Origin of the sequence: Providencia vermicola, assembly GCF_010748935.1 — a bacterium.
In the GTDB taxonomy this organism is placed as follows: domain Bacteria; phylum Pseudomonadota; class Gammaproteobacteria; order Enterobacterales; family Enterobacteriaceae; genus Providencia; species Providencia zhejiangensis.
Map to the genome: position 1 here is coordinate 3,135,107 of NZ_CP048796.1, position 24,275 is coordinate 3,159,381.

The 24,275-nt window shown below is 40.3% G+C and carries 17 protein-coding genes; 12 read left to right on the top strand and 5 right to left on the bottom strand.

What is annotated here, in order from left to right; all coding sequences use genetic code 11:
• Nucleotides 1-197: 197 nt before the first annotated feature.
• Both pgm and seqA read right to left on the bottom strand, forming a co-directional pair.
• Entirely contained in the window at nucleotides 198-1,832 is a 1,635-nt protein-coding gene (pgm, locus tag G3341_RS14175) for a phosphoglucomutase (alpha-D-glucose-1,6-bisphosphate-dependent) (RefSeq protein WP_163862632.1), read from the bottom strand.
• 60 nt (nucleotides 1,833-1,892) lie between these two features.
• Entirely contained in the window at nucleotides 1,893-2,444 is a 552-nt protein-coding gene (gene seqA, locus G3341_RS14180) for a replication initiation negative regulator SeqA (protein ID WP_154624622.1), read from the bottom strand.
• A 312-nt stretch (nucleotides 2,445-2,756) separates the two neighbouring features.
• On the opposite strand from seqA, the gene G3341_RS14185 reads away from it, so the two are divergent.
• The 8 genes from G3341_RS14185 to G3341_RS14220 all read left to right on the top strand — a co-directional run bounded on the left by G3341_RS14185 (nucleotide 2,757) and on the right by G3341_RS14220 (nucleotide 11,551).
• A complete protein-coding gene (locus G3341_RS14185; RefSeq protein WP_154624621.1) occupies nucleotides 2,757-3,539 on the top strand; it encodes an alpha/beta fold hydrolase in 783 nt (260 codons plus the stop codon).
• Nucleotides 3,540-3,782: 243 nt separating this feature from the next.
• Nucleotides 3,783-5,870, top strand: a complete 2,088-nt coding sequence (locus tag G3341_RS14190) for a peptidase domain-containing ABC transporter (RefSeq protein WP_163862635.1) — start codon at nucleotides 3,783-3,785, stop codon at nucleotides 5,868-5,870.
• A 19-nt stretch (nucleotides 5,871-5,889) separates the two neighbouring features.
• Complete coding sequence (locus G3341_RS14195) at nucleotides 5,890-7,218, top strand: HlyD family type I secretion periplasmic adaptor subunit (protein ID WP_163862637.1); 1,329 nt, start codon at nucleotides 5,890-5,892, stop codon at nucleotides 7,216-7,218.
• A gap of 3 nt (nucleotides 7,219-7,221) precedes the next feature.
• Nucleotides 7,222-9,330, top strand: a complete 2,109-nt coding sequence (locus tag G3341_RS14200) for a type I secretion system permease/ATPase (protein ID WP_163862640.1) — start codon at nucleotides 7,222-7,224, stop codon at nucleotides 9,328-9,330.
• Nucleotides 9,331-9,500: 170 nt separating this feature from the next.
• Nucleotides 9,501-9,794, top strand: a complete 294-nt coding sequence (gene ybfE / locus G3341_RS14205; RefSeq protein ID WP_163862643.1) for a LexA regulated protein — start codon at nucleotides 9,501-9,503, stop codon at nucleotides 9,792-9,794.
• 145 nt (nucleotides 9,795-9,939) lie between these two features.
• Nucleotides 9,940-10,467: a flavodoxin FldA gene (fldA, locus tag G3341_RS14210; RefSeq protein WP_154624616.1), complete on the top strand. Its 528-nt coding sequence runs from the start codon at nucleotides 9,940-9,942 to the stop codon at nucleotides 10,465-10,467.
• A 168-nt stretch (nucleotides 10,468-10,635) separates the two neighbouring features.
• On the top strand, nucleotides 10,636-11,085 hold the full coding sequence (fur, locus tag G3341_RS14215) for a ferric iron uptake transcriptional regulator (protein WP_154624615.1): 450 nt from the start codon (nucleotides 10,636-10,638) through the stop codon (nucleotides 11,083-11,085).
• A gap of 304 nt (nucleotides 11,086-11,389) precedes the next feature.
• Nucleotides 11,390-11,551, top strand: a complete 162-nt coding sequence (locus G3341_RS14220) for a hypothetical protein (protein ID WP_163862645.1) — start codon at nucleotides 11,390-11,392, stop codon at nucleotides 11,549-11,551.
• Nucleotides 11,552-11,633: 82 nt separating this feature from the next.
• On the opposite strand, the gene G3341_RS14225 is transcribed toward G3341_RS14220, so the two are convergent.
• Nucleotides 11,634-14,312, bottom strand: coding sequence for a beta-N-acetylhexosaminidase (locus G3341_RS14225; protein WP_163862648.1), 2,679 nt, complete (start codon nucleotides 14,310-14,312; stop codon nucleotides 11,634-11,636).
• A gap of 68 nt (nucleotides 14,313-14,380) precedes the next feature.
• Nucleotides 14,381-15,709: a chitoporin ChiP gene (gene chiP, locus G3341_RS14230; protein WP_244316515.1), complete on the bottom strand. Its 1,329-nt coding sequence runs from the start codon at nucleotides 15,707-15,709 to the stop codon at nucleotides 14,381-14,383.
• Nucleotides 15,710-16,233: 524 nt separating this feature from the next.
• On the opposite strand from chiP, the gene G3341_RS14235 reads away from it, so the two are divergent.
• A complete protein-coding gene (locus G3341_RS14235) occupies nucleotides 16,234-17,697 on the top strand; it encodes an MFS transporter (RefSeq protein ID WP_163862652.1) in 1,464 nt (487 codons plus the stop codon).
• Nucleotides 17,698-17,724: 27 nt separating this feature from the next.
• Here the strand turns inward: G3341_RS14235 and ansB are convergent, their stop codons facing one another.
• On the bottom strand, nucleotides 17,725-18,768 hold the full coding sequence (gene ansB / locus G3341_RS14240; RefSeq protein WP_154624610.1) for an L-asparaginase 2: 1,044 nt from the start codon (nucleotides 18,766-18,768) through the stop codon (nucleotides 17,725-17,727).
• Between the two features lie 194 nt (nucleotides 18,769-18,962).
• Between ansB and ycaO the strand changes: the two genes are divergently transcribed.
• From ycaO to pflB, 3 genes are all read left to right on the top strand, one after another.
• On the top strand, nucleotides 18,963-20,717 hold the full coding sequence (gene ycaO / locus G3341_RS14245; RefSeq protein ID WP_154624609.1) for a 30S ribosomal protein S12 methylthiotransferase accessory factor YcaO: 1,755 nt from the start codon (nucleotides 18,963-18,965) through the stop codon (nucleotides 20,715-20,717).
• A 343-nt stretch (nucleotides 20,718-21,060) separates the two neighbouring features.
• Nucleotides 21,061-21,918, top strand: coding sequence for a formate transporter FocA (gene focA, locus G3341_RS14250; RefSeq protein ID WP_154623620.1), 858 nt, complete (start codon nucleotides 21,061-21,063; stop codon nucleotides 21,916-21,918).
• A gap of 70 nt (nucleotides 21,919-21,988) precedes the next feature.
• Complete coding sequence (pflB, locus tag G3341_RS14255) at nucleotides 21,989-24,271, top strand: formate C-acetyltransferase (RefSeq protein ID WP_154623618.1); 2,283 nt, start codon at nucleotides 21,989-21,991, stop codon at nucleotides 24,269-24,271.
• Nucleotides 24,272-24,275: the final 4 nt, after the last annotated feature.

Sequence of the window (24,275 nt, forward strand, 5' to 3'; positions counted from 1 at the left end):
ACGGTTATTGTCGGGTTAGGCAGAAATAGAATGAGGCGAATGAAAGGTAAAAAAAGAGCGGAATTTTGTTAATCGCGTCACAACAAATACCGTCACAATATTATCAAGCAATCGCAGGCTAAAAAAAAATAAAATCCCGATTATCGCTCGTTGGCCATAATCGGGATTTAAATATTTTTCAGTGAATAACTGAGTGACTAAGCAATCACTTTATTGACAATTTCTATTGCTTCTTGCTCTATTTGACGCAAATGTTCTTCACCACGGAAGCTTTCACAATAGATTTTATAAGCCTCTTCCGTTCCTGATGGACGTGCAGCAAACCAACCATGCTCTGTAATGACTTTTAATCCGCCAATAGAAGCGCCATTACCAGGAGCCGTTGTTAATCGTTGAATAATTTTATCACCCGCTAAAGAATCTGCGGTGACCATTTCAGGTGATAATTTGCTTAACTTCGCTTTTTGCGCATGAGTGGCTTTAGCTTGGATACGGCTATAGATTGGCGCGCCAAATTTTTCAGCTAATTTATTATAGCGCTGCTGAGGATTTTCCCCCGTTACTGCCGTGATTTCAGCCGCTAACAAACACAAAATAATGCCGTCTTTATCTGTGGACCATGGCGTACCATCAAATTTTAGGAAAGAGGCACCCGCGCTCTCTTCACCCCCAAATCCTAATGACCCGCTAAAGAGTCCATCAACAAACCATTTAAAACCAACCGGAACTTCCACGAGCTCACGACCGTTATCAGCAACAACACGGTCAATCATGGCACTGGATACCAGCGTTTTACCGACAGCAACCTCTTTTCGCCATTGAGGACGATGCTGGAATAGATAATCGATCGCGACAGCAAGGTAGTGGTTTGGATTCATTAAGCCTGCTGGGGTCACAATACCATGGCGGTCATAATCGGGATCATTAGCAAAGGCTAAATCAAACTTCTCTTTCATCCCTAGCAACCCCGCCATCGCCCAACGTGACGAACAGTCCATACGGATCACGCCATCATGATCGAGAGGCATAAAGCGGAAGGTTTGATCTAACTGATCGTTAACCAGTTCTAGGTCTAATTGATAATATTCCGCAATTTTTCGCCAATATTCGATACCTGAGCCACCAAGCGGATCCACGCCTAATTTCAAGCCCGCTTTTTGAATCGCTTGCATATCAATGACGTCACCGAGTGCTGCGACATACGGCATCACTAAATCTTTTTCTGTCACATAATCGCTGGCGAGAGCCTCTTCAAAAGAAATACGTTTCACGCCAGCCAATTTTTCTGCCAATAATTGATTCGCTCTCTTTTCAATAACTGACGTTAAATCGGTATCCGCGGGTCCCCCATTTGATGGGTTATATTTAATACCGCCATCTTCAGGGGGATTATGTGAAGGGGTAATCACAATGCCATCGGCGACATCTTGATGGGACTGGTTATAACTAAGGATGGCATGAGATATGGCAGGCGTTGGGGTAAAACCATTATCTGCTTGGATAACAACGTTAACCTGATTTGCAGTTAACACTTCAATAACAGAAATAAATGCAGCTTCAGACAACGCGTGAGTATCTTTACCAACAAAACATGGGCCAGTTAGACCTTGCTGTTGGCGTAACTCTGCAATCGCTTGAGCAATAGCAAGAATATGATTTTCATTAAAATTCTTTCTACTGGCACTACCTCGATGCCCTGACGTGCCAAACTTGACAGCGTGCTCAGGATTACCGACTTGTGGTTGCAATTGATAATATTGAGCGGTTAGTTGTGCAACATTAATCAAATCTGTTTGAAATGGAAGCTGCCCTGCACGTTCATGAATTGTCACTTGTTATCTCCCAATGCGCTGGTCCTTGGTCATAGCACCAGCGATGCCTCAATTTTTAGATTAGATAGTATTACAAACTTTCTCAATCACATTGGCAGGGAACTGCATCTCCTGCATGATGGCTTCAACCATGCTACGTTTGCGATTGGTATTTGTATTGGTGATTACCCAGAATGGCGTTCCTGGGATATGGCGAGGTTTTGACTGCTTGCCTGCGGCTAGCAGTGTTTGCTCATCGCCAGCAAAATACACGCGGGTACGACCATGCATTGACTCTGTGGCATTAGCAAAGATAGTCGCATCTAAGCTATAGAGTGTCGATAAAATTAGCATAAAACGGTCTATGGCTTTGCCTTTTTCTGCATACGCATCAGAAAGCAGAAGTTCTCTCATGACCCTAACTGGATTTTGCGGCGTAATCGTTGTTTTCTTTGTCTCTTCAACAACCGTTTGTGGCAGTTGTTCATTGCCGAGTTCTTTGGTGGCTTGTACTGGCTGACCGGACTTTAAATTTAACATACGGCGCAAAATATCCGATGCACTTTCACCGATATGCAGTGTATGGCTGGCTATATAGCGGTAAAGCTCTTCATCAACTTCTATCGTTTTCATTTTTTCCCAGTACTTTTTTAACTAAAATTTGCTTTGCGATTATAAGATAGATTTCAAAAAAACAAAACAATTAAAATTTCAATAACTTAAAGTAAACAGCTCGCTAACTTCAGCGATATTTCAGTAAGTTATCACCTGATTGATTATTTTGTGTTTAATTAAGAAAAAAATACATAGATAACTAAATCAATTCCTTTATGTTATGTTTATTCTTTTATTGATAGCATAGATGAATTAATCAGCCAATTTGGTTTTTGATAGCGTACATGTCATCATATCTTTATATAGGATTAAAAGGCTGATTAATAAATTATGACTACCCTGCTAAACCATACCATTCATAAACCTGAAGCTCCAATCTCATCGACCCCCGTTGTTCTTATTCACGGCCTATTTGGTGATTTGCATAATCTCGGCGTGTTAGGTCGCGATTTACAAAAATATTTTGAGACTATCCAAGTTGATGTCAGAAACCATGGCGATTCATTTCGTGCAGATACCATGGAATATCGTCAAATGGCCCAAGATGTCATTACATTATTACAATCCCTCGGCTATAACAGCGCCATACTGATAGGTCATTCAATGGGAGGGAAAATTTCCATGGCCGCAACAGAAATCGCGCCTGATTTTGTTGAGAAAGTTATCGCCATTGACATGGCTCCTGTTGCTTATCAGGTTCGTCGCCATGATACGATTATCGCCGCCCTTGAAGCCGTTCTCCGAAACGGAGCTAAAAACCGCCAAGAAGCCACAGCCATTATGCGTGAATATCTTGATGAAGACAGTGTGATTCAGTTTTTACTCAAATCATTCCGTCAGGGTGAATGGAAATTTAACCTTCCTGCCATCAAAGATGATTATGAATCCATCATAGGTTGGAAAACTGTACCAACCTGGGATAAACCAGTGTTGTTAATTCCCGGTGGCAACTCTCCTTATGTTCAGGCGGAATACCGCGAGCAAATTGCAGCACAATTTCCTAATGCGAAAGCTTGGGTGGTTGCGGATGCTGGACATTGGGTTCACGCTGAAAAACCCGATCATGTGCTAAGAGCCATTCATCGTTTTCTCTCATTGCCTGAATACGAATAAATTCAGGCTTCATTGATAATGAAGGGAATAAATAACCCTTCATTATCAATATCCCCGAAATAAAAATATATAAGACAAACTTTAATACACTGATAATTATTATTTCTGTATTATCTTTGGACAAGCTATTTATTCAACTCAATCTATTGCTATTAATAATTATTTTATCATCAATTTTGATGATAAATAGATGTTATGTATTTTTACAACCAGCAATAAAACAAAGGAATGTTCACAGATATAATGGACAATAATAATACTCAATCAATACTACATTTTATTGGTGTGATAATAAGATTAACTCATGGGATGAATCAGGAAGCGTTTAATCAACTCATTGATAATACCAAAGATCTCAATGAGGCATTACACGTCATTAAAAAAAAGGTTCATGTCACCGTTCAATATAAAAATCAAAAAAACAAAAACATTGAAAAAATAGATACGCCCTCTATTATTTACGACCATGATGACACCGCTTATTTATTAGCTAATTTCAATCATGAAAAAGTTCTTATTCAACGATTTGGTCATTATCCACCGGAACTTTGGAGCTTAGCGGAGTTCAAGCAAAAATGGAGTGGGAAATGGCTACACGTTAAATCCAAGCAAAGTCAATTTGATATTACATGGTTTCGAACTGAGTTTTTAAAACATAAAAAAATTATTGCATGTATTTTATTATTTTCATTTATGTTGCAAATACTTGCTTTGATCAGCCCTCTTATGATCCAAGTCATTATGGATAAAGTTTTAGTTCATAATAGTATGATGACCCTAGATGTTCTTATCTTTGGTCTGATTGTCGCCGCCATGATGGAGGTGACTCTCAAAGGGTTGAGAGAATATATCTATAACCATACTGTAAATCGAATCGATATCACTTTAGGATTAAAGCTAGTTAATCATTTGCTACACCTCCCCCTTTCTTTTTTCAAAAATCGTCAAATCGGCGCTATTGTCACAAGAGTTAAAGAACTAGAAACTATACGTGAGTTTTTAACAGGAAGCTTTTTTACACTTTGTGTCGATATTCTCTTCTTATTTGTCTTTATATATGTCATGAGTGTATTGTCTCTGACGCTCACGCTGGTTTTTCTCTGTTCTATTCCTTTTTATCTATTAATTGCTTGGTGGCTAACGCCTAAAATTGAAGCTGCGGCACATGAACAATTTACCAACATAGCGATAAACACTTCGTTTTTAACAGAAAGTATTAATGGTATTGAGACCGCTAAAAGCCTGTCTATTGAACCTCATTTTACGCGCCGTTGGGATCAACAAACTTCTGATATGAGCCAGACTTCTTTCACTGCTGGCCAAATCGCTTCTCGTTCCGAATATATTGTGATGGTCATTGAAAAATTAACCAGCGCCATTATTTTATGGCTTGGAGCAACAGAAGTGCTGGCATTACAGCTGACTATCGGACAGTTTATTGCTTTTCATCTAATGGTTAATCACGCAAGCCAACCATTACTGAAATTAGTTAAGCTTTGGGGAGATTATATTAGAACCAAAGTGGCTATTGAAAAACTCGCACAAATGATTAATTTACCGATCGAGCAAATACAAGGTCGCGATAATAATCAATTAAACGGCAATATTTATTTACGTAATATTTCTTTCCGTTATCAACCTGATCAAGCTTATATTCTTGATAATTTTAATTTAGCCATTCGTTCAGGTGAAACATTAGGTATCGTCGGCACATCAGGTTCGGGAAAAAGCACCTTAGCACGCTTATTACTGCGGCTATATACCCCAGAAAAAGGCGAGATCTTTTTAGATGATACGCCAATATCATCGCTGAACATACACTCTTTAAGAAAACAAATCGGTATCGTTTTACAAGAAAACTTTCTTTTTAACCAGACTGTTTTCGATAATATCGCCCAGACTTATCCCAACGCATCCATGGATGAAGTGATCCATGCAGCTAAAATGGCCGGCGCCCATGAATTTATTTTAAAACTGCCCATGGGGTATGACACTTTATTAGCTGAAGGTGGCGCCTCATTATCGGGCGGGCAAAGGCAGCGAATAGCGATAGCACGAACACTGCTAGCGAATCCTAAAATTATTATTTTTGATGAAGCAACAAGCGCATTAGATGATGAGTCTCAAGCCGTTATACAGGAAAATATGCAGCTTATTGCTCAAGGTAGAACCCTTATTACGATTGCTCATCGTCTCTCTACCATTCGTCATCATCAACGCATTATCGTTATGCAAAAAGGTAAAATTGTCGAGCAAGGTAGTCATCAACAGCTCATTGAGCAAGGCCAATTTTATAAGCATTTGTGGACACTACAACAATCTTTTAAATAATTACATGGATGTTAACCCAATGAAATTAGGATCAGCGAACACTCGGTATCATCATTTTTTACCGTCCCATTTGGCTTTATTAAAAAACCCACCGTCATACCTTGCATTAATAACAGCCATAACCATCAGTATCGGTATTTTATTAGCCATTGTTTGGTCATATATCGGTAAATTGGATATTCAAGCCACAGCACAAGGTAAACTCGTGGTTTCAGGTCATACGCAATTTATTCAAGCTTTTGAGTTGAGTCGTTTACAACATATTTATGTGACTAATGGCCAAACAGTTAAACAAGGCGACCCTTTATTAAGAGTCAATGTGTTAGGGGTAAGCCAAGATATCCTCACTCTCAACTATCAAATTAGTTTTCAAAAAATTGAAAAATTAGTACATCATGCATTGTTAGAAGAAACTCATCCCAAATTCGCTCATGAATTTAGTCAATTATTAGCCCCTGAGCAGCAGCGCGTTTTAAAAAGCTATCAAAATTTAAAAAATGAGTATGACGCATTAATTAAAGAAACCGAAAATGAAATGGCTCTTAATCGTACCCATTATTCCGCAAGAACGCATGAGTTAAAAGATGTGAATGCACTATTAAATAATATCCAAAAACGTCTTGATGCACACCGGATGTTAAGCAAGAAACACCTGATTAGCCAAAAGGAATTTTTAGAACACGAAAAAGAACTGTTAATGGCTAAAAAAGAAAAAACCGCAAAACTGTCAGAACTAACCATTCTCAATAACCAATATGATTCATTACAAGAAAAACGTCATCGGTTACAAACACAAAAAAGACAAGAATGGTATGAAAAATATCGACAAGCAGAGTTTAAACAGGATTCTGCTGAGCAAGAATTACTAAAACATCAAGAAAGAGAACAGTTAAAGATCGTTCGTTCACCAGTGGATGGTACCGTACAACAATTGGCTACCTATACACTTGGCGCGGTACTACAACCTACTCAGCAACTGATGGTAATAGTCCCCAACAAAGATGTTCAGCTGGCCGAGGTAAAAATTCTCAATAAAGATATTGGCTTTATTCGAGAAGGCCAAAATGTAACGGTTAAAATCGATGCCTTTCCCTACACTCGCTATGGCACGATTGAAGGAGAAGTCGTTTCTATCTCTAGAGATAGCACTCAAGATGAACAATTAGGCTTAGTCTTTTTAGGACAAATTGCGTTAAAGAAGAAAAATTTATTTGTTGAAGGCGAGAAAATTGAATTAACACCGGGTCTCTCTGTAACGACAGAAATAAAAACCGAAAAACGGCGTATTATCGATTATTTGTTAAGCCCAATCCAAGAATATACGACCACTGCCATGAGGGAAAAATAATCCATGAACGGAATTGAAAATAACTCAGGTCTAGAGGCTCTGGTATGGATTGCAAATTATTACCAAAAAAATGTCACAAAAGATCAGTTGATGCATGCAATTGGTATGCATGCGCCTTCCCCCACAGATTGGGAGCTCAGAGAATGTGCACATATTATAGGCTATGAAACTGAAATCACCCTATTAGATACCTCCAATATCCATGATGTGCCATTACCAGCCCTTATTTATTTAAATGGATTTTGGAGAATTCTGTCCAAAGATAAATCGAATGAATTAATTTTAATTAATCCAATTAATAATGAATTCATTCATTGGCATGAACGTCATTCAGCTTATCCTGAAAACCTAACACTCTTACTCATAAAAGAACAATTTGAAACAGAGAAAAAAACAACGTTTGGTATTAGTTGGTTTATCCCTTCAATACTTAGACAACGGTCGCAATTAAAAAATGTCTTTATTTTGGCTGCAATTGTGCAAATTTTTGCTTTAATTAACCCGTTGTTTTTTCAAAATGTTATCGATAAAGTTTTAGTCGGACGCAGCTTAAATAGCTTACAGGTGTTGGCCATAGGAATTGTAGGTTTAGCATTCGCTGAACCTATTTATAGTTTTTTGCGTAATAAAATTTTTAGTTATACCAGTACACAGATTAGCGCTGAGTTATCAGGTAAGTTATATCGCCATTTAATGGCGTTACCTCTCGACTATTTTAAACAGCGCCCAACAGGAAAAATTATTGCTCGTATAAGAGAAATGACACGCATTCGCCAGTTTTTAACGGGGTCAACATTAATGTTATTTATCGACCTAGTATTTGTCATTCTCTTTATGGCTGTTTTATTTTCTTACAGTGTTGTCATGTCATGGATCTTAATGGGGTCTTTAGCACTCTTTTGTATTCTATGGATGATACTCGGCCCAATCATTCGTCTACACACTGAAAAATCCTATCAAGCAGATGAAAATAGTCTCACTTTCTTGACTGAGGCAATGACTGGCATTGAAACCATAAAAACCACCGCGACCGAAAAATACGTCTATCGCCGCTGGCAAAAACGGCTCAGTAAACAGCTTATTCAAGGTTTCAAAGTGACTTTACGGAGTATAGTGGCAACACAATTAATGACGCTCGTCAGTAAAATCACCACCGCTTTGTTACTTTGGATCGGAGTAAAAGAAGTGATGAGTGGTGGAATGACTGCGGGTGAATTAGTCGCTTACAATATGTTAAGTGCTCATGTCACTCAACCAGTACTGCGCTTAGCTCAAATTTGGCAAGATTTTCAACATACCATCATATCGCTTCGTCGTGTAGGGGACATCCTTGATGAGCCGATTGAAAATGAAAGAAAAGGGATTACCAGTAGTGCTTCTATACAAGGCAATATTGATTTCCATAATATTCGCTTTCGTTATCACCCAGAAACACCTGAGGTGCTATGTAACCTAACGTTAACCATTAAAGCGGGCGAGTTTATTGGTATTACAGGACCATCGGGGTCTGGAAAAAGTACCTTAACCAAACTGCTACAACGGTTATATATTCCGCAACAGGGACAAGTTATCGTTGACGGTATGGACCTAGCTGTCAGTGATACCATCGCGTTGCGACGTCGCATGAGTGTAGTACTACAAGAAAGCCAGCTATTTGTCGGTACTATTGAGGAAAACATTCGTTTGAGTCACCCCCAAGCGAGCCATGAAGAGGTGATTGAAGCTGCCACTCTCGCCGGTGCCTATGATTTTATCATGTCACTACCCGATAATTTTAATTATCCTGTGTCTGAACGCGGGCTTAATCTATCAGGGGGACAACGTCAACGTATCGCACTCGCTAGAGCACTGTTAACAAAACCCGATATTCTGATCCTTGATGAAGCCACATCGGCGTTAGATTATGACTCAGAGGCCGCAATCATGAAGAATATGCCACTTATTACTAAAGGAAGGACAGTCATCAGTATCGCACATCGCTTAAACACGATTCAGTATGCCGATAGGATTTGTGTTATTCGCAATGGCGAAATTGCCGAAATCGATACCCACCCAAATTTACTACAGAAAAATGGCGTTTATGCCCATCTGTGGCGGCAGCAGACCCAGTAAATTGTGCTTAATTAGCACCAATAGAATCTAGATTGGTGCTTTTTCAAGCAAATCATTCTTTTTTTTACTATCAATAACTTTCGCTCCATATACGCTATGGTACAAGGGAGTCAGCTAGGGTATCATTGCGCGCTGGATTATTGGTACACGCCCTTTAGCATTAAAAAAATATGGCAAAAGAACAAACTGATCGCACTACCCTTGATTTGTTCGCTGAGGAACGCAGGCCTGGGCGACCTAAAACAAGTCCGCTATCGCGGGATGAACAATTAAGAATTAACAAACGAAACCAACTTAAGCGTGATAAGGTCAAAGGACTACGCCGCGTCGAATTAAAACTCAATGAAGATGCAGTGGCCATATTGAATCAATTGGCTGATGAAAAAAACATGAGCCGTAGTGAGCTAATAGAAGAAATGTTGATGTCACAACTAGCACTGGTCTACGAGCCTTCTAGTGAATGATTTCCTCTTCTAAATCACACAAATTCGACAGATTTATTCACGCTTTTTCGCCAAAATAGGGCCAAAATTCTCGTTATTTTAGTTCAAATTTAGCCCTATCTGGCTTGAACAAACCAGATTGGAAAAACAAGAGGTTATTCACTTTATGGCAGTCATAGGCATTTTCTTCGGTAGTGACACTGGTAATACAGAAAATATTGCCAAGATGATCCAAAAGAGATTAGGCAGTGAGAACGCGGAAGTTCATGATATTGCTAAATGCAGCAAAGAAGATATTGAAGCATTCGATATTCTACTTCTCGGTATCCCAACTTGGTATTACGGCGAAGCTCAATGTGATTGGGATGACTTTTTCCCAACCCTCGAAGAAATTGATTTTGATGGCAAACTTGTCGCGCTATTTGGCTGTGGTGACCAAGAAGACTACGCAGAATACTTCTGTGATGCAATGGGGACCATTCGCGATATTATTGAACCACGTGGCGCTGTCATTGTCGGTCATTGGCCTACAGATGGCTACCATTTTGAAGTGTCTAAAGGTATGGCAGATGATAATCACTTTATCGGCCTTGCTATTGATGAAGACCGCCAGCCTGAGCTGACTGAAGAACGCGTTGATGCATGGGTACAACAAATTTCAGAAGAGATGTCTCTAGCCGAAATTTTGGGCTAAGCTGACGATAGAAATAAAATGAAACTATTATAATAATGAGACAGAGCATGGTTTCTATTTTTTATTTCCATGCCTATAATTGTAAATCAGTTTCGATGACAACTGAGCTTATGTTAAAAATGTCTCATTATTGTTAAATTTATGATTTAAGATACAGGACAAACCCGCATGACAGACAACAACAAAGCATTGAAGAATGCTGGACTCAAAGTCACTCTTCCAAGATTAAAGATATTGGAAGTACTTCAGGAGCCTGAGTGCCATCACGTCAGTGCGGAAGATCTCTATAAAAAACTCATTGATATGGGCGAAGAGATCGGTCTGGCTACGGTATACCGCGTATTGAACCAATTTGATGATGCTGGCATTGTCACACGTCATAACTTTGAAGGCGGTAAATCCGTTTTTGAACTGACTCAACAGCACCACCACGATCATCTGATTTGTTTAGATTGTGGTAAAGTTATCGAATTCTCTGATAAATCCATTGAAGAACGTCAGACCAATATTGCTGCACGCCATGGTATTAAACTCTCTAACCACAGCTTGTACCTATATGGTCACTGTGCTGATGGCGATTGCCGCGAAAATGCGGATGCTCACGAAGCAAAAGAGTAATTTAATGGTTGAAAAACCATTAACATAATTCATAAAAAGGAACGTATTTAGCTCCTTATATATACTGATAAACCTCATGAATCACATGGGGTTTTCTTTTATTTATCGCTAAATACTGACGCATGTCTTGCGTCAGCTTGCCTTATTTATCAAGAAAAACATCCTGAGTCATCATCTCTCCCATCCTTCTATTTTCCAATCATCGATCTCATGACAAAACAGACGTTAATCAAACAGTCGCATCATTATATTGTATCTATAAACTCAGCTAACTATAAATAGCTAACAGTTTACGATGAACCTGATGCTGCGATTGTCAGGGAAAGGTGTATTAGAAAAGATAAAGCACCTAAGTGCCAATGACGAGATTACTGATTCTCCTCAAAATACATGTCGTCTGGATATAGAAAAAGCGGTGTCTATTGAAGCTGAAAGCGTTAATTTCTTGGCAATCATCGTCTATTAAACATACACGAGTACTGTAATAGGCGGTTAAACCTAGCATTTAAAAAGGTGGTACGCTCTGGCACCACCCTCATAGCCTCTCGTTATTTTTGTACCACCGTTTCTACACGACTTGTTCTTGTTCCAGCTGGGTTTTTGGCTCGTACTTTTACATTACCCTTAACCTTTGGAGGCTTTTGTGCTGAATACGTTTGCCAATGGTCGCTATCTGCTAAAGCATATTCAATCACTAAACCTGGATAACTGATATTGGCGAGTAAAAGGCCATTTTCAATTTTCGCACCAGGCACAGGGATACGATAAGCCACCCCTGCTCTATCTAGACGGGGTAACTCTTTCATACCAACGAGACTCGCAAAACGGCTCCAATCATCTGCCAGTTTTTGCTGTGAAACATAATTGGTTTTACCGCCGATATATTCACGACCTATTTGGTACTGATTTTCCCATTGCGCTTTATGCCATGCCCTTTCAGCTAAAGGCAGGATGCGAGGAAATAGCATGTATTCCGCCTTATCATCCGTCCTTACAGCTTCGCTCCATAGTTGTCCAGAAAGACCATAGACACCTGGCCATGGCTTATCACTTTTCGCACTAAATGAGTTACCATCCCTATCAACGGAAGTTTCCGCATTTTGTGGTAAATTATCAGGCGCAAAAGAAAAGATTTTTTGTTCGTCACTCGCTCGGGTCGCCCAGTAATAGCCACTTTCATTTGGATTGACTTCATAAGGCATATCTAAATACACATAGTCAGGGTTCGAAATGACCACTTGATAACCTTTATTAGCCCAATCATTCGCCGAATCGAATCCTCCCCAATACAGTGTATCCCAGAAGTTAACCCTGACATTATCCGTTGCAAAATCGTTTGCACTAGAAGCATCTTTCAAACCATCCTGCCAAGCTTGCATTGTTGTCACCCCTTTTTGCTGTAAACTTTCACTCACTTGTTTAGCAAAATGGCTGGAGAGATGATCAAAGTCACTCACATCACCTCGCTTGATCAATGCCTGACACGCTTCCGATTTCGCCCATGGCTTATCTTCTATTTGTTTATCGATTATGCCTTTGCCCGGTTCGATATTGCCTGCTTTATCTTGGAAACCCGCACCTAAACGAATATTTTTCGCTTCATCACCACCAAAGTGCCATGTTTTTAATGGAACCCCCGCCTCCTTGTGCATTTGCATAACCTCACTGACCACTTTATTAACAAAGTTTTTAGAGGAATCTAAACAAGGATTTAAATAACTGCGTTTATCGTAGAATTGGACAGAGGTTGTTACTGATGTATCCGATGGATCAACTAAGCGGTATTCACTCGCGGCAGCCTCATTGCCAGCCGCTTTTAATTTGTTATAACGAGCTTCCATTGAAACAACGGCGGCACGGGCATGTGCAGGCATATCTATTTCAGGGATGACCTCAATATTACGATCTTTGGCATAGCGTAAAATGTCAATATAGTCATCACGGGTAAAATAGCCGCTTCCCATATTATTATTCTCTGCCCCCGATCCTAACTGCGGTAATAAACACGTTTGTTCATCCAAATCATGACAGCGTTGGCTTCCCACCTCTGTAAGCTCAGGTAACCCCGGAATTTCAATTCGCCATCCTTCATCATCGGTTAAGTGAAAGTGGAATTTATTTAATTTATAACGAGACATTTGGTCAATTAAACGTTTAACCATCTGTTTACTATGGAAGTTTCTTCCTACATCTAAAAATACTCCTCGATAATCCATACGAGGTTTATCTTTCACAATCATTGTCGCCACACTAGGCTTATCGGCTTCTGTTACGGCAGAAAGCAGTGATTGCATACCATAGAATAAGCCGACATGGTCATAACCAATAATTTCAGCCTGTTGTGGTGTGATCACTAACTCATATGCACCACTGACTTGATTCTCTGGCGCGAACTGTCTAGGTGCGATCTTCCCGAGTATAGGGAATCCCTGAACATTCTGTTTTAATTTGACCTGTTGTAAATGCTCATTAATGACAGCTAATTCTCCCTGAGTCAGGCCATCAAGTTGTAATTTAACACCGTTGGAAAGATCCGCATTCCCTTCTTGTATCTTAATATCGAGTGGCGTCGGTAAGATTTGTCCTCGTAACTGTTGCTCAGATAATGTTTGCAAAGAAAGATTTTTTTGGTAACGATTTTCGGGGGTCATTAAGACATTATTATCGGCTCCCGTTCTTTTCCAGTTTTTCATTTCAAATGGTGCAACGAACATGGTTGAGTCTTGAGTATCTGTGCTTTTCAAATTACTAGGCCGAGCATCACCCGAGGTCGCATACCAACGAGGCATAAAGTCAGAATAGCTCACTTGCCAATATTCCCCCGTCACTGGCAACACAATTTTTTCGTGTGCTTTTATGCCATTAAACTGCTCAGTGGGGGTGATTTTATGCAAATCCCCCGTTAAATGGGTGATAGTAAACTGTGGGTTATCTTGTTTGAGTATTTGCCGAATACTATGAAAATAAAGTGCCCAATCAGCCGATTCAATCGCTTGATCACCATTGGTCAACGTAATATCAACGCGATTACAAGCCGCCCAATCCGCCCCAAGTGCAGCGCAATCCATGCCATGCTCACCTGCTTGGTTATCAACCACATTAATTTTTACATCGATATGACTTAATGCATCAACGATTTGATCCGATGTTTGCTCAGCATTCGCCATCGTAGAAATAAAGGTGGCTGAAATTAATAACGCTAAAGGATGTAAATAATGTCTTTTCATTGTGACCTCAATATTAAATTCAATTTAGCCACTGCCACATAATATTTTTAATAGCAGTGACCGTGCTATCAAAAAATAGTGAATGGCATCATGACCATAAACTTAATATCTTTTTCATCCTGAAATATATTACCGAACCCACCACCATAACTTGGAATATCGGTATGGTTATCATATTTAGTAAAGTGCAATTTAAATAAAGTATCTTTAGCTCTACCTGTTTGGATACTATATAAAATATCGATATTCCAAGCGCTTTCTCTTAATTTTACATCTTGGGCATATTGTGTATTAGTACTTGGTTTAGCATCCCAACCATAAATATAAGATGTACCTACTTTCCAACCAGCCAGATCCCAATGAGCTAAATCGTACATGACACCAGCAAAAACCGCTTTTTCATTATTCGCGTTATAATCTGAACGCCCATCCCACCAAATATCCAATCGACCATTTGATGTCGCGTAGCCTGGCGTCATGCGCTGTAAGAAATAGCCTTGATTACCTTTCGCTTTGGCGTAAGTTCCTTCCACGCGAAAATCAAATTGCTCGTAGGTATAACCTAATGTCACCGCCTGTAAGAAAGCGAGGCCATCATAAACATCATTCACTCCGCCATCAGATACCTTATCTTTTGCGCCATAGAATTGATAAGACATTCGTAAATCACGATTAACAATAGGTACCGCATAAGAGGCCTTTGCAAAGTATTGATCTATATAGTCTTTAGCTTGTCCATAAGCCCCTTCTAATACTAATGAATTTTTAAAATCATATTTAAAACCAATCGATTGTAGATAGCTAATCCCTGTTTTACTGTCAGCTTCACGGAAGTTGTACATATCACGATACCAAGGGGCTTTATATCGATCAGTCCACATATAGGACATGCTCAAAGCCCCCTTGTTTTCAAAATCAAATACCGCTCCGACCTCAATTCCTCGATAAGTACCGGGCATATAGCTCCAATGGGAAGCCAACAGTGTTTGTCCTGTGGGTTGGATATAGCCTCCTTTCCCCCAAAATGGACCATATTTCATTTTGGCAGCCGCTTTATAAACACTGACGCCGCTACGGTCGCCTGACCATTTTTCATCCCAACGCGTTTTCGCATCACTAAAACCAATTTCATTAGGTGCCGCGGGACCACTATTTGATAATTCAATGGCAGTAAATGCCGCTAAATCTAAACCGATGAGATCCTGAAAATAACCTGAAGAATAATCAAGACTGGCATTTACGGTAGAATGCTTAAGGTTATCGGCATATTTTTTATATTTATCGCTTTCAGGGTTTAACTCTTTTCTAGAACGATCGCGTTGCCAATAATACAAACCGCCTTTAAGTGTTGAATCATCTAAAAATTGCTCAGAAAAACTTATTGGTTGATAACTCATAGGAAGAAGTGCGATACCTATTTTAAGCACGAGCATCCCCCTGCCACGATTGACATTTTTATTAACCATTCGCTGTTTCCTCAGTTTTTTATATTATTTTTTAGTGATAAGTTTCAGTAGTCGCCCATTAGGTAATTATTAATTTCAATAAACAAAATACGAGTACCTACTTAGCCTATTTTTCGCGACGCGAATTATCAAGGTTAAAAATATATTTATTCCTAAAATATGACCCAAGACACATTAATTTTTCTATTCATTCTCAGTGTTAATCATTCGAACCGATAATGTTTTTCGCATTAATATCCTGAATTAAAGATTAAACTTAGATAAAAAACCCTGTATTGAGGGTCCACCTAACACTTATTTCAATATAAAAAATAACATTCTTTGCCTGTAAGCGTTTCAATCAAACTTGCTAAGTTGATGCATAACTGCTTTAGTTGAGAACACGTTTTTTAATCACAAATAAACCAAGTGAATATTTCCATGTAAGCAAAGAAAAATGAAATTAGAGAGATACGATGGAACAATCGCACGAAAATATTGACGGGAAACATCAGGAAGGCTGGCGAACACTCCTTACTGGCAAAAATCTCTGTTTAACACTCGCCTTGTCCGGCGGTATATGCCTTCATGCTATTAACGTTTATATCACCATAACAACGCTACCTTCTGTTGTACGGGATATTGGCGGCATTGATTTTTATGCCTGGAATACCACACTGTTTATCCTATCTTCGATTATTTCATCAGCATTAACATCACGACTTCTTAATTATTTTGGCCCAAGAAAAAGTTATGGCCTTGCTACATTGATTTTTCTGATCGGCTCAATGGTTTGTGCTATGACGCCTTCCATGCCTATCATGCTATTAGGCAGAGTTATTCAAGGTGTGGGTGGGGGTATTTTACTCACATTATCTTATTCCATGGTGCATATCGTATTTGCTCAGCACTTATGGTCGAGAGTATTAGCCATGATGTCGAGTATGTGGGGAATGGCAACGCTATTAGGCCCTGCTCTAGGGGGAATATTTGCTGAGTATGATGTGTGGCGAGGCGCTTTTTGGTGTCTAGTGGTGGTTGGTATCCCCTATCTATGGCTAACTTGGCGAGTATTACCTGCGCAAAATCCTAATGAACAATGCCCACAGCAACCTATCCCACTGCAAGCGCTTTTATTGCTTTCCTTTGCTGTTCTCGCTATCTCTTTAGGAAGTCTAAGCCAAGATAAATTTATTCCCATCGGGGGAATGTTAATCGCTATCTTATTGTGTGTACGACTTGTCATTATTGAACGCCGTGGACACAATACGCTCTTCCCGCATGGCACATTTCATTTTTCCGCACAGCTCGCGCCAATCTACCTGACCATGGCACTACTTGGCCTAAGCGTACAGACTGAAGTTTTTGTTCCTTATTTTTTACAGATATTGCATGGCGTTGCCCCATTATTATCGGGTTATTTGGCTGCGCTTGTCGGCGCTGGTTGGTCAAGTGCGGCTATCTTGTCATCTTCTTTTAAACCGAATATTGCCGTTCGTATTATTCGTTTAGGCCCCCTATTCACACTTATCGGTTTAATCACACTTGCCTTATTCATGACGAAAATCATTCAGCTAGAGCAATTGCAAATATGGATAATTTGCCTCGCTTTATTTATCACAGGGGCAAGTATTGGCGCGGCATGGCCACATTTATTAACGCGAGTATTGCAAGTGTCAGTTGGCAGTGAATCCCAGAAAGCCTCTTCTGCGATTACAACATTACAGTTATTTTCTACCGCTTTCGGTGCCTCACTAGCAGGGATGATCGCAAATCTTGCAGGGCTTTCTGTACCTGGCGGGATGGATGGTGCAAAATCAGCGTCTCTTTGGTTATTTGTCTTATTTTCGTTAGTACCTTGCTTTGCATTAATCACGGCAAATATTGTCGCAAACAGGGTTAATTTGTCATCTAAAAATGAACAAGAGGGGCATAAATAGCCCCTCTTTGGTGACGTTATATCCGCATTAATATTTTTCAAATAATGATTGGATTTTTTGTGGATCTTGAGTTTCAGTCAGGGCGAGTTGCAATAAAATACGTGCTTTTTGCGGGTTCAAGCGTTCTGAAGCCACAAAGCCATATAAGTTATCATCAACTTCGGCATTGCGTGTCGTGTAACCTGTTGGTACACGGCTCGAACGAACAACCACAATATCTTCTTTAGCTGCTGTGGCTAGCGCATCAAAAACTGTTTTATACATATTACCGTTTCCGACACCAGCGCTGACAATCCCTTTCGCTCCCTCTTCACGCAAAGCCTTGACAGGTGCGGCTGAAGCATTTGCATAGTTATAAACAATACCGACTAGAGGTAGCTTATCCAGTTTGCTCACATCAAAAGCTGCCTTCGTTGCCCTTGGTTCGGCTGGTTTATAAAAGGTTACTTTACCGTCATGGATAAAACCTTGTGGGCCAGCATTCACAGCATCAAACGCTTGTACTTCTGTGGTGCTCATTTTCACCACATCACGTCCCTGAACGACTTTGTCATTCATGGCCATTAACACACCACGTTCACCAGCAGATTTATCCGCTGCCACCACCACTGCATTATAAAGATTAAGAGGACCATCAGCACTCAATGCAGTTGATGGTCTCATTGCGCCAACTAGCACAATTGGTTTTTGGCAGGATGTTGTTAAATCAAGGAAAAAAGCGGTTTCCTCTAATGTGTCTGTACCATGAGTAATCACAAATCCATCGGTGTTATCACACTCTTGATTGATTTTTTTCGCTAATGTCAGCCACACCTGATCATTCATATCTTGAGAGCCAATATTGACGATCTGCTCACCTGTAAGATTGGCAATTTTTTTAATCTCAGGCACCGCATTAATAAGCGCATCAATCCCCACTTTACCGGCTTGATAGCTGGAAGATGTGGCTGAATCACCACCACCTGCAATCGTGCCTCCCGTTGCTAAGACCGTAATATTAGGTAATGCATACACCGATGCAGTACAGAGTGTGAGCGCTGTCGCCAGTAATACCTTTTTACCTTGTTTCATCCTATGACCTCTATTTTAAATAAACTTACGTTATTATGTGGAATTGAAACAGTATTTCCGTGATGCCTCTATCTATTTTAGATGAAATTATGAATATTTAGATGATTTACTCTAATAAGAATAAAAAGCGTGAGCAGACATGGAAAAATCCGTATCATAGGCCGCCTATACCCCTTTTTAACAAGTGATTGACCATGACCCAAACCTTTATCCCAGGCAAAGACGCCGCCCTTGAAGTGTCTATTGACGCTTTTCAAACTAAATTGAAAAAACTAGGCTTTGATATTGAAGAAGCCTCATGGCTAAATCCTGTGCCTAACGTTTGGTCAGTCCATATTCGTGACAAAGAGTGTCCGCTATGCTTTACCAACGGTAAAGGCGCCAGCAAAAAAGCCGCTCTTGCTTCAGCCCTTGGCGAATACTTCGAACGTTTATCCACTAACTACTTCTTTGCCGATTTTTATTTAGGCAAGTCTATTGCTGAAGGCGATTTTGTTCATTATCCAAATGAAAAATGGTTCCCACTCACCGATGATGATAGTTTGCCAGAAGGTATTTTAGATGCTCGCTTACGCCAATTTTATGATCCTGATGGTGCATTAGCAGGCAGTCAATTAATTGATTTGCAGTCAGGAAATGAAGAGCGAGGTATCTGTGCGCTACCTTTTACTCGCCAATCTGATAATCAAACCGTTTATATTCCAATGAATATTGTTGGTAACCTGTATGTGTCTAATGGCATGTCGGCAGGTAACACGGCAAATGAAGCACGTGTGCAAGGATTATCTGAAGTCTTTGAGCGTTTTGTGAAAAATCGTATTATTGCGGAAAGTATCAGCCTACCTGCAATCCCGACAGACGTTATGGCTCGCTACCCAAATGTTGTTGAAGCCGTTGAAACCTTAGAAAAAGAAGGCTTCCCAATCTTCTGTTATGACGCGTCTCTCGGCGGCCAATTTCCTGTGATCTGTGTTGTGCTATTTAATCCTCAAAATGGCACCTGTTTTGCTTCTTTTGGTGCGCATCCTGATTTTGGTGTTGCCTTAGAGCGTACAGTCACCGAACTGCTACAAGGCCGTGGCCTCAAAGATCTTGATGTGTTTAACGCGCCAACATTTGACGATGAAGAGGTGGCTGAACACACAAACTTAGAAACCCACTTCATTGACTCAAGTGGACTTATTAGCTGGGATCTGTTTAAAGATGAAGCCGATTACCCATTTGTTGATTGGAGTTTCAAAGGCACCACTCAAGAAGAGTTCGCCACATTGATGGGGATCTTTAATCAATTAGATGCGGAAGTGTATATCGCCGATTACCACCATTTAGGCGTCTATGCATGCCGTATTCTTGTGCCTGGTATGTCTGATATTTATCCCGTAGAAGATCTGCATATTGCCAACAATGCAATGGGCGCACATTTACGCGATACCATTATTAACCTGCCTGATAGTCAATGGGAAAAACAAGATTACCTCAATCTTATTGAGCAGCTTGACGATGAAGGCCTAGATGATTTTACTCGTGTACGTGAATTATTGGGTCTTGCCGTAGGCAAAGATAATGGCTGGAGTCACTTACGTATTGGCGAATTAAAGTCTATGTTAGCCTTAGCCGGTGGCGACCTTGAGCAAGCGCTCGCTTGGGTTGAGTGGACACAAGACTTTAACAGCTCCGTATTTACAGCTGAACGAGCGAATTATTACCGCTGTTTACACACCTTGCTGTTATTAAATCAAGAAGAGCAGCGTGATAAGTCACAATACTACACTGCATTTGTTCGCATGTATGGTCAAAAAACTGTCGACGCCGCTTCCGCCGCTCTTTCAGGTGAATCATGCTTTTATGGTTTGTGGTCTATCGATGATGAATTAACGGCATTACCAGCACACCAAGCGTTACTTGCAGCCTATGAAAAACTGCAAAAAGCTAAACGTGAAAATGCCTAATCCCATTCTCGATCATCTTTTTAAGATAATGGCCTTTAGGCCATTATCTTCACATAAACTAAATTAATTAAAAACACGTCTAAATTTGCAATATTTAGATAACAAATAGGCCCGTTTTTTTACTTGTATTTTGGGTTAAACGGTAAAACATAAAAATTTTTAGTAAATTTTAAAATTTATTTAATTTATATAAATCAAGAAGATAAATCAAAAATTAACTATTTTTCAACAATTTAAGTCGATTTCTTACGACAGTTCATGATCCATATCAAATTTCTCTGTTATGCCGTTTGTTACTATGATTGCGTGCTATAATTAATCAACTTTGTAAGAGAGTGTTAGTATGAAAGCTGACAACCCTTTTAATCTTTTGCCTCCTGCTGTAATGGCTCAAGTTGCAGATGACTCTGGTGTCTACAAAGCCAACAAACATCCTGCAATTACATACTTGTCAGCATTCACTGCCGGTATCTTTATCTCAATCGCATTTGTTTTTTATATTACTGCGACCACTGGCGCACAAGCAGCTCCCTTCGGCTTTACCAAACTCATTGGTGGTGTCTGCTTCTCTCTTGGATTAATGCTCGTTGTCATATGCGGTGCAGATTTGTTTACTTCCACTGTATTGACCATTGTTTCCAAAGCAACAGGGCGAATCACTTGGGGACAAATGTTTCTAAACTGGTTCAACGTGTATATTGGCAACCTGATTGGCGCACTGTTCTTTGTCGCGTTGATTTGGTTCGCTGGGCAATATACTGCGGCAAATGGTCAGTGGGGACTTAATGTCTTACAAACTGCCGATCATAAACTGCACCATACATTTATTGAGGCTGTTTGTTTAGGTATTTTAGCTAACTTAATGGTTTGTTTAGCTGTTTGGATGAGTTATTCGGGTCGTAGCCTAGCCGATAAATTATTGGTTCTTGTGCTCCCTGTCGCCATGTTCGTCGCTAGCGGCTTTGAACATAGCATCGCAAACATGTTTATGATCCCGCTAGGCATCATGATCAAAGAGTTTGCCCCTATTGAATTCTGGACACAGATTGGTGTTTCACCAGAACACTTTTCACAGTTAACTGTTAGTCATTTTATTACAGACAACCTTATACCAGTCACTATCGGTAACATTATTGGCGGCGCACTTTTAGTCGGCCTAATTTATTGGTTCATGCATTTACGTGGTGGCCAAAAACATTAATAGCCACTGACACTCACGAAAAGATTTATTAAGATCCTTAAAAGATCCATTGTTAAAAGGTAAAAGTATCATGTCAGAATTAAATGAAAAATTCGCTTTAGCATGGCAAGGTTTTAACCAAGGTAACTGGCAGGATAACGTCGATGTACGTGACTTCATCCAGAAAAACTATACTCCATATGAAGGTGACGAATCTTTCTTAGCAGGCTCTACCCCAGCAACTGATACGCTGTGGGACAAAGTCATGGAAGGAATCAAAATCGAGAACCGTACGCATGCGCCCGTTGATTTTGACACTGATGTTGCATCAACGATTACTTCCCATGATGCGGGTTATATCGCCAAAGATTTAGAACAAATCGTTGGTCTACAAACTGATGCACCTCTAAAACGTGGACTCATTCCATTCGGTGGGATCAAAATGGTTGAAGGTTCATGTAAAGCCTATGATCGCACTTTAGATCCTAGCCTGAAAAAAATCTTCACTGAATACCGTAAAACTCATAACCAAGGTGTTTTCGATGTCTATACACCAGACATCCTAAAATGCCGTAAATCAGGTATCTTAACCGGTTTACCTGATGCTTATGGTCGTGGTCGTATCATCGGTGACTACCGTCGTGTAGCTCTGTATGGTATTGATTACTTAATGAAAGATAAGTTTAATCAGTTTGGTTCACTGCAAGAAAGATTAGAAAAAGGTGAAGACTTGCAGATGACCATCCAACTGCGTGAAGAAATTGCTGAGCAACACCGCGCATTGGGTCAAATCAAAGAGATGGCTGCAAAATATGGCTATGACATCTCTGGTCCTGCAACTAACGCAAAAGAAGCCGTTCAGTGGACTTATTTCGCTTACTTAGCGGCTGTGAAATCGCAAAACGGCGCAGCAATGTCATTTGGTCGTGTTTCAACCTTCTTAGACGTCTATATTCAGCGTGACCTTGAAGCAGGTAAACTGACTGAACAAGAAGCGCAAGAGCTAATCGACCACTTAGTCATGAAACTGCGTATGGTACGTTTCCTACGTACGCCTGAGTATGATGAACTGTTCTCTGGTGACCCAATCTGGGCAACAGAATCACTAGCAGGTATGGGTCTTGACGGCCGTACGCTGGTGACTAAAAACACATTCCGTTTCCTGAACACGCTGTATACCATGGGCCCATCTCCAGAGCCTAACATGACTATCCTGTGGTCAGAGCAACTGCCGATTAGCTTCAAAAAATTCGCGGCAAAAGTGTCTATCGATACTTCATCTGTTCAGTATGAGAACGATGACCTAATGCGCCCTGACTTCAACAATGACGACTATGCTATCGCATGTTGCGTAAGCCCAATGATCGTTGGTAAACAAATGCAGTTCTTCGGTGCTCGCGCTAACTTAGCGAAAACCATGCTATACACTATCAACGGTGGTGTAGACGAAAAACTGAAAATGCAAGTTGGTCCTAAACATGCACCAATCATGGATGAAGTCCTTGACTTCGATACTGTGATGGATCGCATGGATCACTTCATGGACTGGTTGGCAACTCAATATGTCACTGCGCTGAACATCATCCACTATATGCATGACAAATACAGCTATGAAGCTGCATTGATGGCACTGCATGATCGTGATGTCTACCGTACAATGGCTTGTGGTATCGCGGGTCTCTCTGTTGCAGCTGACTCACTGTCTGCTATCAAATACGCCAAAGTTAAACCAATTCGTGATGAAGACGGTATTGCTATTGACTTTGAAATTGAAGGTGAATACCCACAATTCGGTAACAACGACTCACGTGTCGATGATATCGCTTGCGACTTAGTTGAACGTTTCATGAAGAAAATTCAGAAACTGCCTACTTATCGTAATGCAGTACCAACTCAGTCAATCCTAACCATCACGTCTAACGTGGTTTATGGTAAGAAAACAGGTAACACCCCAGATGGTCGTCGTGCAGGTGCTCCATTCGGACCAGGTGCGAACCCAATGCACGGTCGTGACCAAAAAGGTGCGGTTGCTTCACTGACTTCCGTTGCTAAACTGCCATTTGCTTACGCGAAAGATGGTATTTCTTATACCTTCTCTATCGTACCAAATGCGTTAGGTAAAGATGATGAAGTACGTAAGGCTAACCTAGCCGGTTTGATGGATGGTTACTTCCACCATGAAGCGTCTATCGAAGGCGGTCAGCACCTGAACGTTAACGTGATGAACCGTGAAATGTTGTTGGATGCGATGGAAAACCCAGAGAAGTATCCTCAGTTAACCATCCGTGTTTCTGGTTATGCAGTGCGTTTTAACTCACTGACTAAAGAGCAACAACAAGACGTTATTACTCGTACTTTCACCAGTTCAATGTAATAAT

What these genes read in the sequence shown, in the direction of transcription:
- G3341_RS14190 (WP_163862635.1), top strand. Translation starts at nt 3,783, where the DNA reads ATGGACAATAATAATACTCAATCAATACTACATTTTATTGGTGTGATA.
- chiP (WP_244316515.1), bottom strand. Translation starts at nt 15,709, where the DNA reads ATGAGTTATCAACCAATAAGTTTTTCTGAGCAATTTTTAGATGATTCA.
- G3341_RS14185 (WP_154624621.1), top strand. Translation starts at nt 2,757, where the DNA reads ATGACTACCCTGCTAAACCATACCATTCATAAACCTGAAGCTCCAATC.
- focA (WP_154623620.1), top strand. Translation starts at nt 21,061, where the DNA reads ATGAAAGCTGACAACCCTTTTAATCTTTTGCCTCCTGCTGTAATGGCT.
- ybfE (WP_163862643.1), top strand. Translation starts at nt 9,501, where the DNA reads ATGGCAAAAGAACAAACTGATCGCACTACCCTTGATTTGTTCGCTGAG.
- G3341_RS14225 (WP_163862648.1), bottom strand. Translation starts at nt 14,312, where the DNA reads ATGAAAAGACATTATTTACATCCTTTAGCGTTATTAATTTCAGCCACC.
- G3341_RS14200 (WP_163862640.1), top strand. Translation starts at nt 7,222, where the DNA reads ATGAACGGAATTGAAAATAACTCAGGTCTAGAGGCTCTGGTATGGATT.
- fldA (WP_154624616.1), top strand. Translation starts at nt 9,940, where the DNA reads ATGGCAGTCATAGGCATTTTCTTCGGTAGTGACACTGGTAATACAGAA.
- seqA (WP_154624622.1), bottom strand. Translation starts at nt 2,444, where the DNA reads ATGAAAACGATAGAAGTTGATGAAGAGCTTTACCGCTATATAGCCAGC.
- G3341_RS14235 (WP_163862652.1), top strand. Translation starts at nt 16,234, where the DNA reads ATGGAACAATCGCACGAAAATATTGACGGGAAACATCAGGAAGGCTGG.
- fur (WP_154624615.1), top strand. Translation starts at nt 10,636, where the DNA reads ATGACAGACAACAACAAAGCATTGAAGAATGCTGGACTCAAAGTCACT.
- G3341_RS14195 (WP_163862637.1), top strand. Translation starts at nt 5,890, where the DNA reads ATGAAATTAGGATCAGCGAACACTCGGTATCATCATTTTTTACCGTCC.
- ycaO (WP_154624609.1), top strand. Translation starts at nt 18,963, where the DNA reads ATGACCCAAACCTTTATCCCAGGCAAAGACGCCGCCCTTGAAGTGTCT.
- pflB (WP_154623618.1), top strand. Translation starts at nt 21,989, where the DNA reads ATGTCAGAATTAAATGAAAAATTCGCTTTAGCATGGCAAGGTTTTAAC.
- G3341_RS14220 (WP_163862645.1), top strand. Translation starts at nt 11,390, where the DNA reads ATGCTGCGATTGTCAGGGAAAGGTGTATTAGAAAAGATAAAGCACCTA.
- ansB (WP_154624610.1), bottom strand. Translation starts at nt 18,768, where the DNA reads ATGAAACAAGGTAAAAAGGTATTACTGGCGACAGCGCTCACACTCTGT.